Raw genomic sequence first — 13,438 nt, forward strand, 5'->3', positions numbered from 1 at the left:
GAAAACTTAAGTAAGCACTTGGGCAAGGGTTACCCATGAATACCTTCACTTTTCCCATAGCTTTTTATAAGCTCGCCTTCAAACTCAACTAATTCTTGCCAGCGTTTATCCACGTCAATATCCTGACCGTATTTTCTAGCAAAAGTGATAAACGTTGTGTAGTGTCCAGCTTCGCTAACCATTAAGTCGTAGTAAAATTTAGAAAGCTCTTCGTCGTTAATGCGTTCTGACAATAGCTTAAAACGCTCGCAACTACGGGCTTCTATCATTGCAGAGAATAATAAACGATCCACCATAGACTGTAATCTGCTACCGCCTTTGTTCATAAACTTATACAGCTCGTTAACATAATGGTCTTTGCGCTCGCGACCTAATGTGTAGCCTCGCTTTTTAATAATTTCATGAACCATTTGAAAGTGTTCCAGTTCTTCTTTAGCTAGCTCTAAAAGTTCTGTAACTAAATCTACTTTTTCCGAGTTATGCGTAATAATGGTAATCGCATTAGTCGCTGCTTTTTGCTCGCACCAGGCGTGGTCAGTCAAGATTTCTTCTATGTTAGACTCGGCGATAGTGACCCAACGTGGATCGGTTTCTAATTTAAGGTGAAGCATAATTGTAGTGCGCTTTTAGGTTTTGGCATTGTGCCTTTATACGTTACACAAAGATAATTATAATTTATACTTTTAAGGTAATGTCACTTAAGTTGATTAGTGTTTTACGGGTTTGCTTCTGTCTTCTTCACTTTGAGTGATTTGAGAAGCATGAACAAATTGTATTTAGAAGCTTATTTTAAAAAGAGTTCTCGATACACGTCTCCTAAGGTCGCCGCACTCGAACTGACGGGATGTGCTTGCTATTTTGTGATTTTTGTTATGCAGGTTTTGTTGCGTCACGTCACTTCGAGTGATTTGTGAAGCATGAGCAAATTGTATCGAGAAGCTTATTTTAAAAAGAGTTCTCGATACACGTCTCCTAAGGTCGCCGCACTCGAACTGACGCGATGTACTTGCTATTGTGTGATTTCTGTTTTGCAGGTTTTGTTGCGTCACGTCACTTCGAGTGATTTGAGAAGCATGAACAAATTGTATTGAGAACTTTTTTTAAAAAGAGTTTTCGATACTCGTCTCCTAAGGTCGCCGCACTCTAACTGACGGGATGTGCTTGCTATTGTGTGATTTTTGTTATGCAGGTTTTGTTGCGTCACGTCACTTCGAGTGATTTGTGAAGCATGAGCAAATTGTATCGAGAACTCTTTTTAAAAAAAGTTCTCGATACACGTCTCCTAAGGTTGCCGCACTCGAACTGACGCGATGTGCTTGCTATTGTGTGATTTCTGTTATGCAGGTTATGTTGCGTCACGTCACTTCGAGTGATTTGTGAAGCATGAGCAAATTGTATCGAGAAGCTTATTTTAAAAAGAGTTCTCGATGCACGTCTCCTAAGGTCGCCGTACTCGAACTGACGCGATGTGCTTGCTATTGCATGATTTCTGTTATGCAGGTTATGTTGCGTCACGTCACTTCGAGTGATTTGAGAAGCATGAACAAATTGTATCGAGAAGCTTATTTTAAAAAGAGTTCTCGATACACGTCTCCTAAGGTCGCCGCACTCGAACTGATGCGATGTGCTTACTATTGTGTGATTTCTGTTATGCAGGTTTTGTTGCGTCACGTCACTTCGAGTGATTTGTGAAGCATGAGCAAATAGTATCGAGAAGCAATTAAATATTAATTAATTTCCGCTTTAAGCGAATCAAAAACATGCATTGCGCTACTAACCGCAGCTTCCATTTTTCCAGAAAACACAGCGCTAGTTTCTGCTCCGGCTATAAAAAGTTTTTCATTTAAATAACGTTCTTGATAAAGCGGGTGCCCATTATTTTGCTGTGGCATTAAAAAGGTGTTCTCTGGTTTAATCGTATGTTTTTGATCAATCCAAACGTATTCTTCGTAATTTAAAAACGCTAACGCTTGGTCGCCATAATAGCCTTGTAATTGCTCTAAAGCTAGATTTTTACGTTGCTCTTTGTTTAAATCGCTCAAATTAGAGCTCATAAACCCACTTAACGCATAAACAGATTGCTCAGCATTAGAATGGTCGTAAAACTCTTGTAAAGGTCCTGAATTAGCATAAATCGTTCCGCTGCTTTGTGGGTGTTTCCAAAAAGGAGTTTTATAGGTAAAACCGACTCTAATTGAGTTGTGCATCCAAGTATGTGTTTTGGATAAGGTGTCTGTGATAACTTCCGGTAATTCTGGTGTTAGGCTAATGTTTTGGTTAAATAAGGCAGGAGGTAAGGTCGAAACCACATAGGTCGCATGATACAACTGCTTATTTGTTTTTACTTCGAGGTATTCCGCTTTAAGCTGAATTGAAATAGCGCTAGTGTCGATGTGTATACTTGTTTGGTCTAATTGGTCTGTTAAGGTTTCAATTAGTGTTTGTGTTCCATTTTTGATGCGGTAACTTACGGAGTCATTATTAGGCAAAGACACTAGTTGTGCTTGCTTACTGGGGTCTGGTTGATAAATAGCTGTCGAACCGTAAAACTGCTCAAAAACATCAATTTGTAATGATTTTAGTAGGTTTAAAACGTTTGTTTGCTGAGGTACTAGCCATGTTGCTCCAAGATCTATTGGTGCTTCATTGGTATTACGTTTGGTTACAATGCGTCCACCAACACGTGTATTAGCTTCGATTATAGTCGTCTTTAAGTTTAGCGATTTAAGTAAATAGGCGAGTGTTAAGCCCGTTAATCCAGCGCCAATAATAAGTACGTCAGTGTTTTTTGTAGTCATAAACTTAGCTAATGTAGTTCCAGATGTTTTTATATTTACTCATTTGTCGGTACGTTTCTAATATAATTGCATTATCAGGACTACTTAAGCTTGGATCTTTAGTTAAAAGGTCTTTTGCCCAATAGCGTGCATGTTGCAAAATGTCGTTATCTTTTACAATATCTGCAATGCGTAAATTTAAAATTCCGCTTTGTTGGGTCCCCATAATATCTCCTGGTCCACGAAGTCGTAAATCCACTTCTGCAATCTCAAAACCATCATTTGTACTGGTCATGGTTTGGACACGTGTTTTACTGTTTTCTGACAATTTATGACTGGTCATTAGGATGCAATAACTTTGCTCTGCACCACGTCCAACACGACCTCTTAATTGGTGTAATTGTGCTAGTCCAAAACGCTCTGCACTTTCAATTACCATGACCGAAGCATTGGGTACATTTACCCCAACTTCTATAACTGTAGTTGCCACCATAATTTGTGTTTCGCCTTTAACAAATCGTTGCATTTCAAACTCCTTATCTGCGGGTTTCATTTTGCCATGAACGATGGAAATTTGATACTCTGGCATCGGGAAATCGCGCACCAAACTTTCGTACCCATCCATCAAATCTTTGTAGTCCATTTGAGCACTTTCTTGTATCAAAGGATAGACGATATACACTTGTCTTTTTTTAGCAATTTCGTCGCGAATAAAACGGAATACTTTTAGTCGATTTGAGTCGTATCTGTGGACCGTTTTTATGGGTTGTCTTCCGGGTGGTAATTGGTCAATTACAGAGATGTCCAAATCGCCATAAACAGACATCGCTAAAGTTCTTGGGATTGGAGTTGCTGTCATGACCAAAACGTGAGGAGGAAGGGTGTTTTTTTTCCAAAGCTTAGATCGTTGCTTGACTCCAAAACGGTGTTGCTCGTCAATAATTGCGAGTCCTAAATTGTTAAATTTAACCTTGTCTTCTAAAACAGCATGTGTACCTATTAGGATGTCTAATTCGCCACTTTCTAACATTTTGTGTATCTCTCTTCGTTCTGAAGTTTTACTTGAACCTGTAAGTAGTTTAATACTGATTTCTAAATCGTTACATAGTTCTAATAATCCGTTATAGTGTTGTACTGACAAAATTTCAGTCGGTGCCATTAAGCAAGCTTGAAAACCGTTGTCAACCGCTATTAACATTGACATTAATGCCACTATGGTCTTTCCGGAGCCAACATCACCTTGTAAAAGACGGTTCATTTGTGCATTACTACCTAAATCTGCTCTGATTTCTTTTAATACACGCTTCTGCGCATTGGTTAATTCAAACGGTAAATGGTTTTTGAAAAACGTATTAAAATGTGCGCCAACGGTTTCAAAAGGGAATCCTTTAATCTTAGTTTTATGAATTAAATTTTTAAGAATTAATTGTAATTGTATGTAAAATAACTCTTCAAATTTTAGTCTGAATTCGGCTTTAGAAAGTGCTGTTTGATCCTTCGGAAAATGAACATTTAAAAGGGCTTCAGATTTCGAAATTAATTTGTTTTCTGAGAGCAGTTTTTCGGACAAGGTTTCAACAAATCTTCCTTTGGTTTCAAGGAACAAATTTTGCATTATTTTTGTCATCACGCGATTGCTAATTCCTCTGTTAGATAACTTCTCAGTTGAAGGGTAAATGGCTTGCATTGCACTTCGCAAATTTGCCTGATGTTCGGTTAGTAATTCGATGTCAGGATGCGGCATATTATACTTGTTTGCAAACAAGTTTGTTTTTCCGAAAATGACATAAGTTGCGTTTAATTTTAAAGCTTCCTTAATCCATTTTTGACCTCTAAACCATACCAATTCCATGGTGCCAGTTTCGTCCTTAAAAGTAGCAACTAATCGCTTGCCTCTTTTCTGAGCAATCTCTTCAAATTTTGTGATTTTACCAATAATTTGCACCTCGGCAGCATTGGGTAATAATTGGTTGATTTTGTAATATTTTGTACGATCTAAATATCTGTTTGGAAACAGATTTATTAAATCTTGATAGGTGTGAATACCCAACTCCTTGCGCAATAAATCTGCACGATTTGGTCCGACGCCTTTTAGGTAATCTATTGGAGTTTGTAAGTTAGTACTCATAGACAACGAAATTAATGCATTTTGATTTAAAGAGAAAGTTAAATCGATTGGCATTGTCTTGCTTTAGTTGATTTTGGTTTAAGGAATTGTTGGTTTTTATAAAAGTTTAGAAAGTGTTTGGTTCTCGATACACCTTTCCTGTGTCAAGGCACTCGAACTGATGCGTTGTGCTTAGTATTGTGCTTATTTTATTTCGTAGCGTCACTTCGAGTGATTTGTGAAGCATGAGCAAATTGTATAGAGAAGTATTTATAAGAAAGTAGAGTTCTCGACACACCTTTCCTGCGTCAAGGCACTCCAACTGACGTCTTGTGCTTGTTATTGTGCTTATTTTATTGCATAGCGTCACTTCGAGTGATTTGTAAAGCATGAGCAAATTGTATCGAGAAGTATTTATAAGAAAGTAGAGTTCTCGATACGCCTTTCCTGCGTCAAGGCACTCGAACTGACGCGTTGTGCTTAGTATTGTGCTTATTTTATTGCATAGCGTCACTTCGAGTGATTTGTGAAGCATGAGCAAATTGTATAGAGAAGTATTTATAAGAAAGTAGAGTTCTCGATACACCTTTCCTTCGTCAAGGCATTCGAACTGACGCGTTCTGCTTATTATTGTATGTTTTACTGCGTATCGTCACTTCGAGTGCTTTGTGAAGCATGAGCAAATTGTATCGAGAAGTATTTATAAGAAAGTAGAGTTCTCGATACACCTTTCCTTCGTCAAGGCACTCGAACTGACGTCTTGTGCTTGTTATTGTGTTTTATTTCGTAGCGTCACTTCGAGTGATTTGTGAAGCATGAGCAAATTGTATCGAGAAGCATTAAAAGTATTATGGGGTCTCGATACACTTCTCCTAAGGTCGAAGCACTCGAACTGACGGTTGTTTTCAAAAAAAGAGGACAAGATCAATGAATACAATAAAGATCTTGCTGCAAATCAATTCTCTTCTTTTTGTAAAGAGATGAATGAATTTTGTTTCCCCTTTAAAGGAAATCAAAAGAAAGAGGAGTTAACACGTTACAAAAAATTGTATTTTGGTCTAATCCTTGTTTAAATTTATTTATGAGATACTTTTTAGTGCTATTTATTACGTTTTTATGTCTTTCCGCGAAAGCGCAACAAACTGAATTTATTGATTTTATATCTATTAAAGCTGAAGTTAGTTTTGAAAAAGACAATACTGTTAAAGGGAAAGCTAAATATATTTATAAAGCCTTGAAGCCGTTTGATTCTTTAATGATTGACGCGGTAAACATTGAAATCAACAATTTTTATGATGACCATTACGATCTTGATTTTGAGTATGACGGAAAGCAAATTATATATAAACCACAATTTGAAGCTAATTCGTATCATGAGTTAAATATCGAGTATACAGTAAAGCCTAAAAAAGCGCTCTACTTTACTGAAAAAGAAAACTCTCATCAAATCTGGACCCAGGGACAAGGTAAGTATACAAGTCATTGGTTACCTAGTATTGATGATATGAATGATAAAATCGAATTTGACTTGTCAATTACTTATGATAAAGACTATCAGGTTATTGCTAACGGTGTATTAATCGATAAAATTAGTAACGACTCAACAACCACTTGGCACTACGACATGCAAAAACCAATGTCAAGTTATCTTGTCGCGTTAGCCATTGGTAAATATGAACAAAAGGTAATTACATCCAAAAGCGGAATACCTATACAATTGTATTATTATCCAGAAGATTCTGCTAAAATTGAGCCGACATACCGCTATACCAAACAAATGTTTGATTTTTTAGAAAACGAAATTGGTGTACCTTATCCTTGGCAAAACTATAAGCAAGTACCGGTAAAAGATTTTTTGTATTCAGGAATGGAAAATACGAGTTGCACTATTTTTAGTGACGATTTTATGATTGACAACACTAGTTTTATAGATAAAAACTACGTTAATGTAAATGCGCATGAATTGGCGCACCAATGGTTTGGAGATTTGGTTACGGAAACTTCGGGGACGCACCATTGGTTGCAGGAGGGTTTTGCAACGTATTACGCGCTTTTGGCAGAGCGAGATCTATTTGGAGATGCGTATTACTACAATAGGCTTTATGAGTATTATGTAGAATTAAAAGCACAAGAAGAAGCAGGAGATGGTACTGCGCTATTAAATCCAAAATCTAGCAGTACAACGTTTTACAAAAAGGGTGCTTGGGCTTTACATGTTTTACGAGAAAAAGTGGGTGACAGAGCCTTTAAAAAGGCTGTAGAGGATTACTTAACCCGTTATGCGTTTAAAAATGTTGAGACTTCTAGTTTTATAACTGAAGTAGAAAAACAATCGGGAAAAGACTTAACGTTATTTGTGGACCGTTGGTTAAAATCTCCTGCATTGTTGGAGGGACAAATGATAGCCAGTTTAGAAGACAATGAAACCGCTTCGTTTTTAATAACCAAGCAGACTAACCCATATTTAAGTTACAGGACTGATGCAGATGATAATTACATTCCGTCTAGCTTAATTACAACTTTACCTCAAGGGTTTCATGCTATTCAAGTTTCGGTTTTAGAGGAAGCGTTATCAAAACCAGAGTATCCTACTTCTGACGATTTAATTTTAGAGGCGTTTAATTCGGACCAAATTCAGTTAAGACAAACTTTGGCTTTAGGCTTGAGAACGGTTCCTTTAAAATATCAAAAGCAGTATGAAGGGTTGCTTAATGATGCTTCTTATATTACCATTGAAGCAGCATTGTATAACCTATGGGCCAATTTTCCGCGTAAGCGAAACCTATATTTAGAGCAAACAAAGACGATTTACGGTTTTAATAATTATAATATTAGAATCTTATGGTTGGCTCTAGCTATTGCTACACCAGAGTATGAGCAAGATAAAACGGAAGCTTTTTTTAATGAATTAGTAGGTTATACAAATCCTACGCAACCCTTTTCAAGACGACAAAATGCTTTTGAAACCTTGTCTAGCTTGGGTGTGTTTAATCCTGTTGCTTTGACAAATCTTTTAGAGGCGACGAAGCACCATAATTGGCGTTTCAAGAGTTTTGCTAAGCAACTTGTAGATTTGTTATCTGAAAATGAAAAATATAAATCTATAATTAGTAATTTGCAGGATAACCAAAAACAATAATTTGAAAGCATTAGTCATATCTGGAGGAGGAAGTAAAGGTGCATTTGCAGGTGGTGTTGCGCAACATTTAATTGAACAAGAAGGAAAACAGTATGATATGTTTTTGGGAACATCTACAGGAAGTTTGTTAATTCCGCATTTGGCTACCGGTAATATTGGTAAGCTTTACGATATTTATACACATGTTAATCAGAATTCGATTTTTAGTATTAATCCATTTGTGGTTAAGAAAAAAGGCGATAGAGAGTATGTGTCGATTAACTATTTTAATACTGCCTTGCAATTTATTAAACGAAAACGAACTTTTGGAGAAAGTAAAAACCTAAAAAAACATATTAAAGAGCATTTTACTAAAGCTGAATATGATACAATTAAAGCCACTAAAGAAGATGTTGTGGTTACGGTTACTAATTTATCTAAAAACCGAGTGGAGTATAAGTCTATTAACGATTATAGCTACGAGGAGTTTTGCGAGTGGGTTTGGATTTCGTGCAATTATATTCCGTTTATGTCATTGGCAATAAAAGATGGTTTTGAGTATGCAGATGGTGGTTTAGGTTGTGTAATACCAATAAGAGAAGCTATTTTGCGTGGCGCTACAGAAGTGGATGCTATAGTTTTAGAAAGCGAAAATTTGGAATACAACAAGGTGTTGGGCAAAAACCCGTTTTCGTTAATGATTAACCTATTTGGGCATTTATTAGATCAAGTAGAAAAAGGGGATATTGCAATTGGAAAATTGGCTGCAAAACACAGAAATGTGAAGCTAAACCTATATTATACACCAACTAAGTTAACAGAAAACTCATTGATTTTTAATAAGAAACTGATGGAAGAGTGGTGGTTACAAGGGTATTTGTATGCGCAAGGTAAATATGAAAATCATGATGAGTATAGCTCTACTGTACCCATTAAATAAAGTGTAATTGCATTGTATTGATGCACTATGTACATAAAAAAAGCCCTATAGTTTGATAGGGCTTTTTTATTTTTTTGTAAAATTTGGTTACCAGATTTCCGCAACTTCCTTTTTAATATAATGTAAACCGGCATTACTTGGTGCTGCTTTGTCAAGCATTTCGTTTAAAATAGCTTCTCTAAGTTTACTTGCAGAGTCTATTTTTTCGCTCATGCTTACTTTTCTAATTAATTGTATAGTTGCACTTTTAGATGCGGTAACTATAGTCCAACAGTCGTCGCTTAAATAAATTTGTTGTGATAGGTTGTGCTCAAATTCTTGCTCGATACTTTTTATTAATAAGTCTTCGTAAGATTGTTTGTCCGATGATAACGGTGCTACACGTAACAATAATTTGTTTGGAGATATACGTTCTAAAAACAGTGCTAAACGCTCATAAGCCTGAAGTCTTACCGGTAAAGACTCTTTACTAAGGGTTTTTACAATATTAAATTTACGACGCTCTTCTTCGTTCTGCATGTGTTCTCTAAAAAAAAGATAAGCTATAACCCCTGTGATGATTGAAGGGACAGAATACATGACGACATTTAATAATTGTTCTTCCATAAGTTGTTTGTTTAGTATAACAAACATAATGTCTTTTAAATTATTGTACAAGAAAACCGATAATGGAATCAAAACTGTTTTTAATAGAATGAAGACGGTCGATAATAAATTAGCAGGGTTTAAAAAAAGTATTGTTAGCTATTTTTGAATTGTTGTTTCTGTTTTACAATAGGTTAGCTGTTAGGTCTAGGTGCTTATTTTAAAATAAATCATAAAAACATGGTCTCAAGGGGTAACAGAAATCAATATCAGTTTATATAACTATATAAATGATAAATTCTAAACAGTTAAAACTTTAAATTATGAAAACTTTAAACGCAAACTTTAAATTAATACTTGGTGTAATGGTCATGCTAATGATGGTATTGACATCTTGTAATCCTAACGAATCTGTTGATATGCCAGAAGTGCCAGAAGGTACGTCAGGGAATTCTCAAATAGATTTTGGTTCTAATATTCAACGAGATTTTATGGGACGTATTGTAGATCAGTCTTCTATACCTTTAGATAATGTAAATATTACAATAGGTAATAAAACAGCAATTACAGATAATAATGGAATGTTTGTAATTAATGATGTTTCTGTTAAAGAGCGATTGGGATTTATTACAGCGCAAAAACCTGGTTATTTAAAAGGAATGCGATCTGTAGTGCCAACTTCGGGAACCAATATGATTAATATTATGCTTGTAGCAGAAACTCTAGTAAGCACAGTAGCATCGGGTAGTAGTAGTGAGGTTACATTAAGTAATGGCGCTAAAGTGAGTTTTGATGGTGCTTTTAAAGATGAAAACGGGAATGCTTATTCAGGAAATGTAGATGTTTACATGTATCACTTAGAAACGTCTAACCCTGCGATCGAAGCAATTATGCCAGGGAACTTACAGGCGGAAAATGCTAATGGGGAAGAACGTGTTTTAGTGTCTTACGGGATGTTAAATGTAGAATTAAAAGGCGCTTCAGGGGAAAAATTGAATATTGCAGATGGAAGTGTGGCACAAATAGAGTTGCCTATAAATCCAGCACAAAACGGAGTAGCACCAGCAACAATTCCATTATGGCATTTTGATGAGGTTTCTGGTGTCTGGATGGAAGATGGAGAAGCAACATTGGTTGGCGGAAAGTATCAAGGAGAAGTTTCTCATTTTTCATGGTGGAACTGGGATGCGCCATTTCCTGCGGTAATTTTATGTATAAATGCTGTGGATGCTAATAATAATCCATTAGCTAATCTTGATATTAAACTTATTGAAAGTAATGCAGTTAATGGAAGAACGGCTTTTACTAATGGCGATGGTAATATTTGTGGTTTTGTTCCAATAAACGAAGCCTTTACTTTAAAAGCATTTGATCCATGTGGTGTTGAGGTGTTTTCGTCTAACATCGGTTCTTTTTCAGCAGATACTAATTATAGTTTAGTATTACCATCTGTTACAGCAACTGTAATTAGTGGTACTTTAGTTAACTGTGCAAACACAAATGTAACTAATGGTTATGCTTCAATAATTTATGGCAATCAATTAGCATCGGTACCTGTAACTAATGGCGATTTCACGTTATCTGTTATTCAGTGTGCTGCCTTAACAAGTTTTAGTTTAGAAGGTGTAGACTACGATACGTTTCAGGAAACGGATACTATCTCGTATAATTTTGGAAGTGCCGATGTTGGAAATATAATAGCTTGTAACGCAGTGTCAGAATATATTACACTTCAAGTAGATAATGATCCTGTAGACTACTTTTTAAGTAATATTACTGCAGATTCTTGGAGTTCGACTTCTGTAAGTATTGGTGGTCAGAACGATATTGGGGAAAGTATTTTAATAAGTGGAAGTACAACTACTTTAGGGACGCATCCAGATAATGGTTCTTCATATATTGGAATTGAGCTAAACAGCCTGAATATAGATCACGGTGTGCCGAATACATTAGCATCTACAATTACAAATTTTGGAACAGTAGGACAGTATATAGATATTACAATTACAGGAAGTTATACAGATAATAATGGCGTAGTTAAGTCCTTATCCGCAGCCATACATGTATTAAGAGATAATTAGTGTTATAGTTTGAGTTTAATTAATAATAACATAATTATTATAAGTAAATTAAAACCGCAATGTCAGGTTGAGCGTAGTCGAAACTTTTCAAAGAGTTAAACATAATAACCCTTTGGCTGTTTTTAAGATGACAGTCTAATTGTAAATAAATTAAGAAAAGGATAGTCGATAAATTAAAAATAAAACTCAAATTTATGTAAAAAAAAGAGGCTTCAGTTGAAGCCTCTTTTTTAGTTTGTAATAGTTTGATTTAAGCTTTTCCTCCTAAATATTTACAATCCTTTAAACTTTGTATTCCGTTAAACGGAACTACTGTTTTGGTGTAACCATAAGTACTATCCAATTCTTTTGATAAATTGTGATCATCTACATTAACTTCAATATCAGTCATTTTAAATTCGCATGGATGTTCATATCCTGCAGCATGCGTAATTTCGACAAACTCTTTTCTAAATGTGCTAAAATATTGTGCTAGACGTTCGGATTTTAAAGTCGGATCAATACCATTTTGTAACCATTTACTTTGCGTAGCAACACCACTTGGGCACGTGTTAGTATGGCAAACTTGCGCTTGGATACAACCAATACTCATCATAGCTTCACGTGCTACATTAATACAATCGGCACCCATTGCAAACGCCATTGCTGCTTTGGCAGGGAAACCTAATTTACCACTACCAATAAATACAATACGCTCGCTTAAGCCTTTACTCTGAAATAATTTATATAAATCCCCAAAACCATACACCCATGGTAAACTAACATGATCGGCAAAACTTGGAGGGGCAGCACCAGTACCACCTTCACCACCGTCAACGGTAATAAAATCTGGACCTTTTCCAGTTTTAACCATAATATCTGCTAATTCTTCCCATTGTTCTAGCTTTCCAATAGCAGCTTTAATACCAACAGGTAGTCCTGTTTTTTCAGCAATAGCTTCAATAAAATCTACTAATTCAGGTACGTTAGAAAACGCTTTATGATTAGGAGGCGATAGGACGTCTTTTCCAACTTCAACACCTCTAATTTTTGCAATTTCTGGTGTTATTTTGGCACCAGGTAATACGCCACCTTTTCCAGGTTTTGCACCTTGAGATAGTTTAACTTCTATAGCTCTAACAAAAGGATTGTCTTCGACTAATTTTACCATTTTCTCCATAGAAAAACCACCGTCTTTTCCACGAACACCAAAATAACCTGTTCCAAAATGAAACACGACATCTCCACCATGACTGTGATAAGGAGATAAACCACCTTCTCCAGTATTATGGTAAGCGCCTGCTATTTTAACCCCTTTGTTTAGAGATTCTACCGCTTTCGCGGAAAGCGAGCCAAAACTCATCGCTGAGACATTAATTATAGAACCCGGTCTAAACGGTTTTTTACGTTTACTATGTTCTCCCATAACTTTAGCACAAGGTAAAAACGATTTATCTGTAGCGTGTGGATGCGAATCTGCAACCTTATAAGGCATCATGGCATTATTTATAAATATGTGTTGATGTGCATAAATATCGCGGTCTGTACCAAAACCTTCATAGTTGTTTTCTTTTTTTGCAGAAGCATAAATCCAACCACGTTCAATACGGTTAAATGGTAGCTCTTCCCTGTTGTTAGCAACAAGATATTGTCTTAATTCTGGACCAATTTTTTCCAGCATATATCTAAAATGACCAACTATTGGAAAGTTATGACTAATGGTGTGTTTTTTCTGAAAAATGTCTCGTACAGCAACAAGAACAAGTACTATAATTATCCAAAGCCACCAAGAAATATTTGAAATTAAGTTTATAAATGTATCCATATTTTTAATCAAAGGTTTCATCAAAA

At 35.9% G+C, this 13,438-nt stretch carries 8 protein-coding genes; 3 read left to right on the top strand and 5 right to left on the bottom strand.

The window, feature by feature from the left end; genetic code table 11:
• Positions 1-29 precede the first annotated feature (29 nt).
• The 3 genes from CXF54_RS02185 to recG all read right to left on the bottom strand — a co-directional run bounded on the left by CXF54_RS02185 (position 30) and on the right by recG (position 4,905).
• The gene (locus tag CXF54_RS02185) at positions 30-611 is read right to left on the bottom strand and encodes a tRNA-(ms[2]io[6]A)-hydroxylase (protein ID WP_090842059.1); all 582 of its coding nucleotides are present in this window, start codon (positions 609-611) and stop codon (positions 30-32) included.
• A gap of 1,116 nt (positions 612-1,727) precedes the next feature.
• A complete protein-coding gene (locus CXF54_RS02190) occupies positions 1,728-2,798 on the bottom strand; it encodes a flavin monoamine oxidase family protein (protein ID WP_101202280.1) in 1,071 nt (356 codons plus the stop codon).
• Between the two features lie 4 nt (positions 2,799-2,802).
• The gene (gene recG / locus CXF54_RS02195; RefSeq protein WP_101202539.1) at positions 2,803-4,905 is read right to left on the bottom strand and encodes an ATP-dependent DNA helicase RecG; all 2,103 of its coding nucleotides are present in this window, start codon (positions 4,903-4,905) and stop codon (positions 2,803-2,805) included.
• Between the two features lie 1,060 nt (positions 4,906-5,965).
• Between recG and CXF54_RS02200 the strand changes: the two genes are divergently transcribed.
• Together CXF54_RS02200 and CXF54_RS02205 are read left to right on the top strand one after the other, a co-directional pair.
• On the top strand, positions 5,966-8,023 hold the full coding sequence (locus CXF54_RS02200; protein WP_101202281.1) for a M1 family metallopeptidase: 2,058 nt from the start codon (positions 5,966-5,968) through the stop codon (positions 8,021-8,023).
• Position 8,024: 1 nt separating this feature from the next.
• Positions 8,025-8,942, top strand: coding sequence for a patatin family protein (locus CXF54_RS02205; RefSeq protein ID WP_090842065.1), 918 nt, complete (start codon positions 8,025-8,027; stop codon positions 8,940-8,942).
• An 87-nt stretch (positions 8,943-9,029) separates the two neighbouring features.
• Here the strand turns inward: CXF54_RS02205 and CXF54_RS02210 are convergent, their stop codons facing one another.
• Positions 9,030-9,548, bottom strand: a complete 519-nt coding sequence (locus CXF54_RS02210; protein ID WP_101202540.1) for a hypothetical protein — start codon at positions 9,546-9,548, stop codon at positions 9,030-9,032.
• Between the two features lie 302 nt (positions 9,549-9,850).
• Here CXF54_RS02210 and CXF54_RS02215 point away from each other — a divergent pair, with 302 nt between their 5' ends.
• Positions 9,851-11,608 carry a carboxypeptidase-like regulatory domain-containing protein gene (locus CXF54_RS02215; RefSeq protein ID WP_101202282.1) on the top strand — a complete coding sequence of 586 codons (1,758 nt, stop codon included), beginning with the start codon at positions 9,851-9,853 and terminating at the stop codon, positions 11,606-11,608.
• 250 nt (positions 11,609-11,858) lie between these two features.
• Here CXF54_RS02215 and CXF54_RS02220 read toward each other — a convergent pair whose 3' ends face one another.
• Positions 11,859-13,412 (bottom strand): FMN-binding glutamate synthase family protein, encoded by a 1,554-nt coding sequence (locus tag CXF54_RS02220; RefSeq protein ID WP_101202541.1) that lies wholly within the window; start codon positions 13,410-13,412, stop codon positions 11,859-11,861.
• Positions 13,413-13,438: the final 26 nt, after the last annotated feature.

It is taken from the genome of Olleya sp. 1-3, from assembly GCF_002836085.1.
Taxonomy (GTDB): domain Bacteria; phylum Bacteroidota; class Bacteroidia; order Flavobacteriales; family Flavobacteriaceae; genus Olleya; species Olleya namhaensis.

What these genes read in the sequence shown, in the direction of transcription:
- CXF54_RS02185 (WP_090842059.1), bottom strand. Translation starts at nt 611, where the DNA reads ATGCTTCACCTTAAATTAGAAACCGATCCACGTTGGGTCACTATCGCC.
- CXF54_RS02190 (WP_101202280.1), bottom strand. Translation starts at nt 2,798, where the DNA reads ATGACTACAAAAAACACTGACGTACTTATTATTGGCGCTGGATTAACG.
- recG (WP_101202539.1), bottom strand. Translation starts at nt 4,905, where the DNA reads ATGAGTACTAACTTACAAACTCCAATAGATTACCTAAAAGGCGTCGGA.
- CXF54_RS02200 (WP_101202281.1), top strand. Translation starts at nt 5,966, where the DNA reads ATGAGATACTTTTTAGTGCTATTTATTACGTTTTTATGTCTTTCCGCG.
- CXF54_RS02210 (WP_101202540.1), bottom strand. Translation starts at nt 9,548, where the DNA reads ATGGAAGAACAATTATTAAATGTCGTCATGTATTCTGTCCCTTCAATC.
- CXF54_RS02215 (WP_101202282.1), top strand. Translation starts at nt 9,851, where the DNA reads ATGAAAACTTTAAACGCAAACTTTAAATTAATACTTGGTGTAATGGTC.
- CXF54_RS02220 (WP_101202541.1), bottom strand. Translation starts at nt 13,412, where the DNA reads ATGGATACATTTATAAACTTAATTTCAAATATTTCTTGGTGGCTTTGG.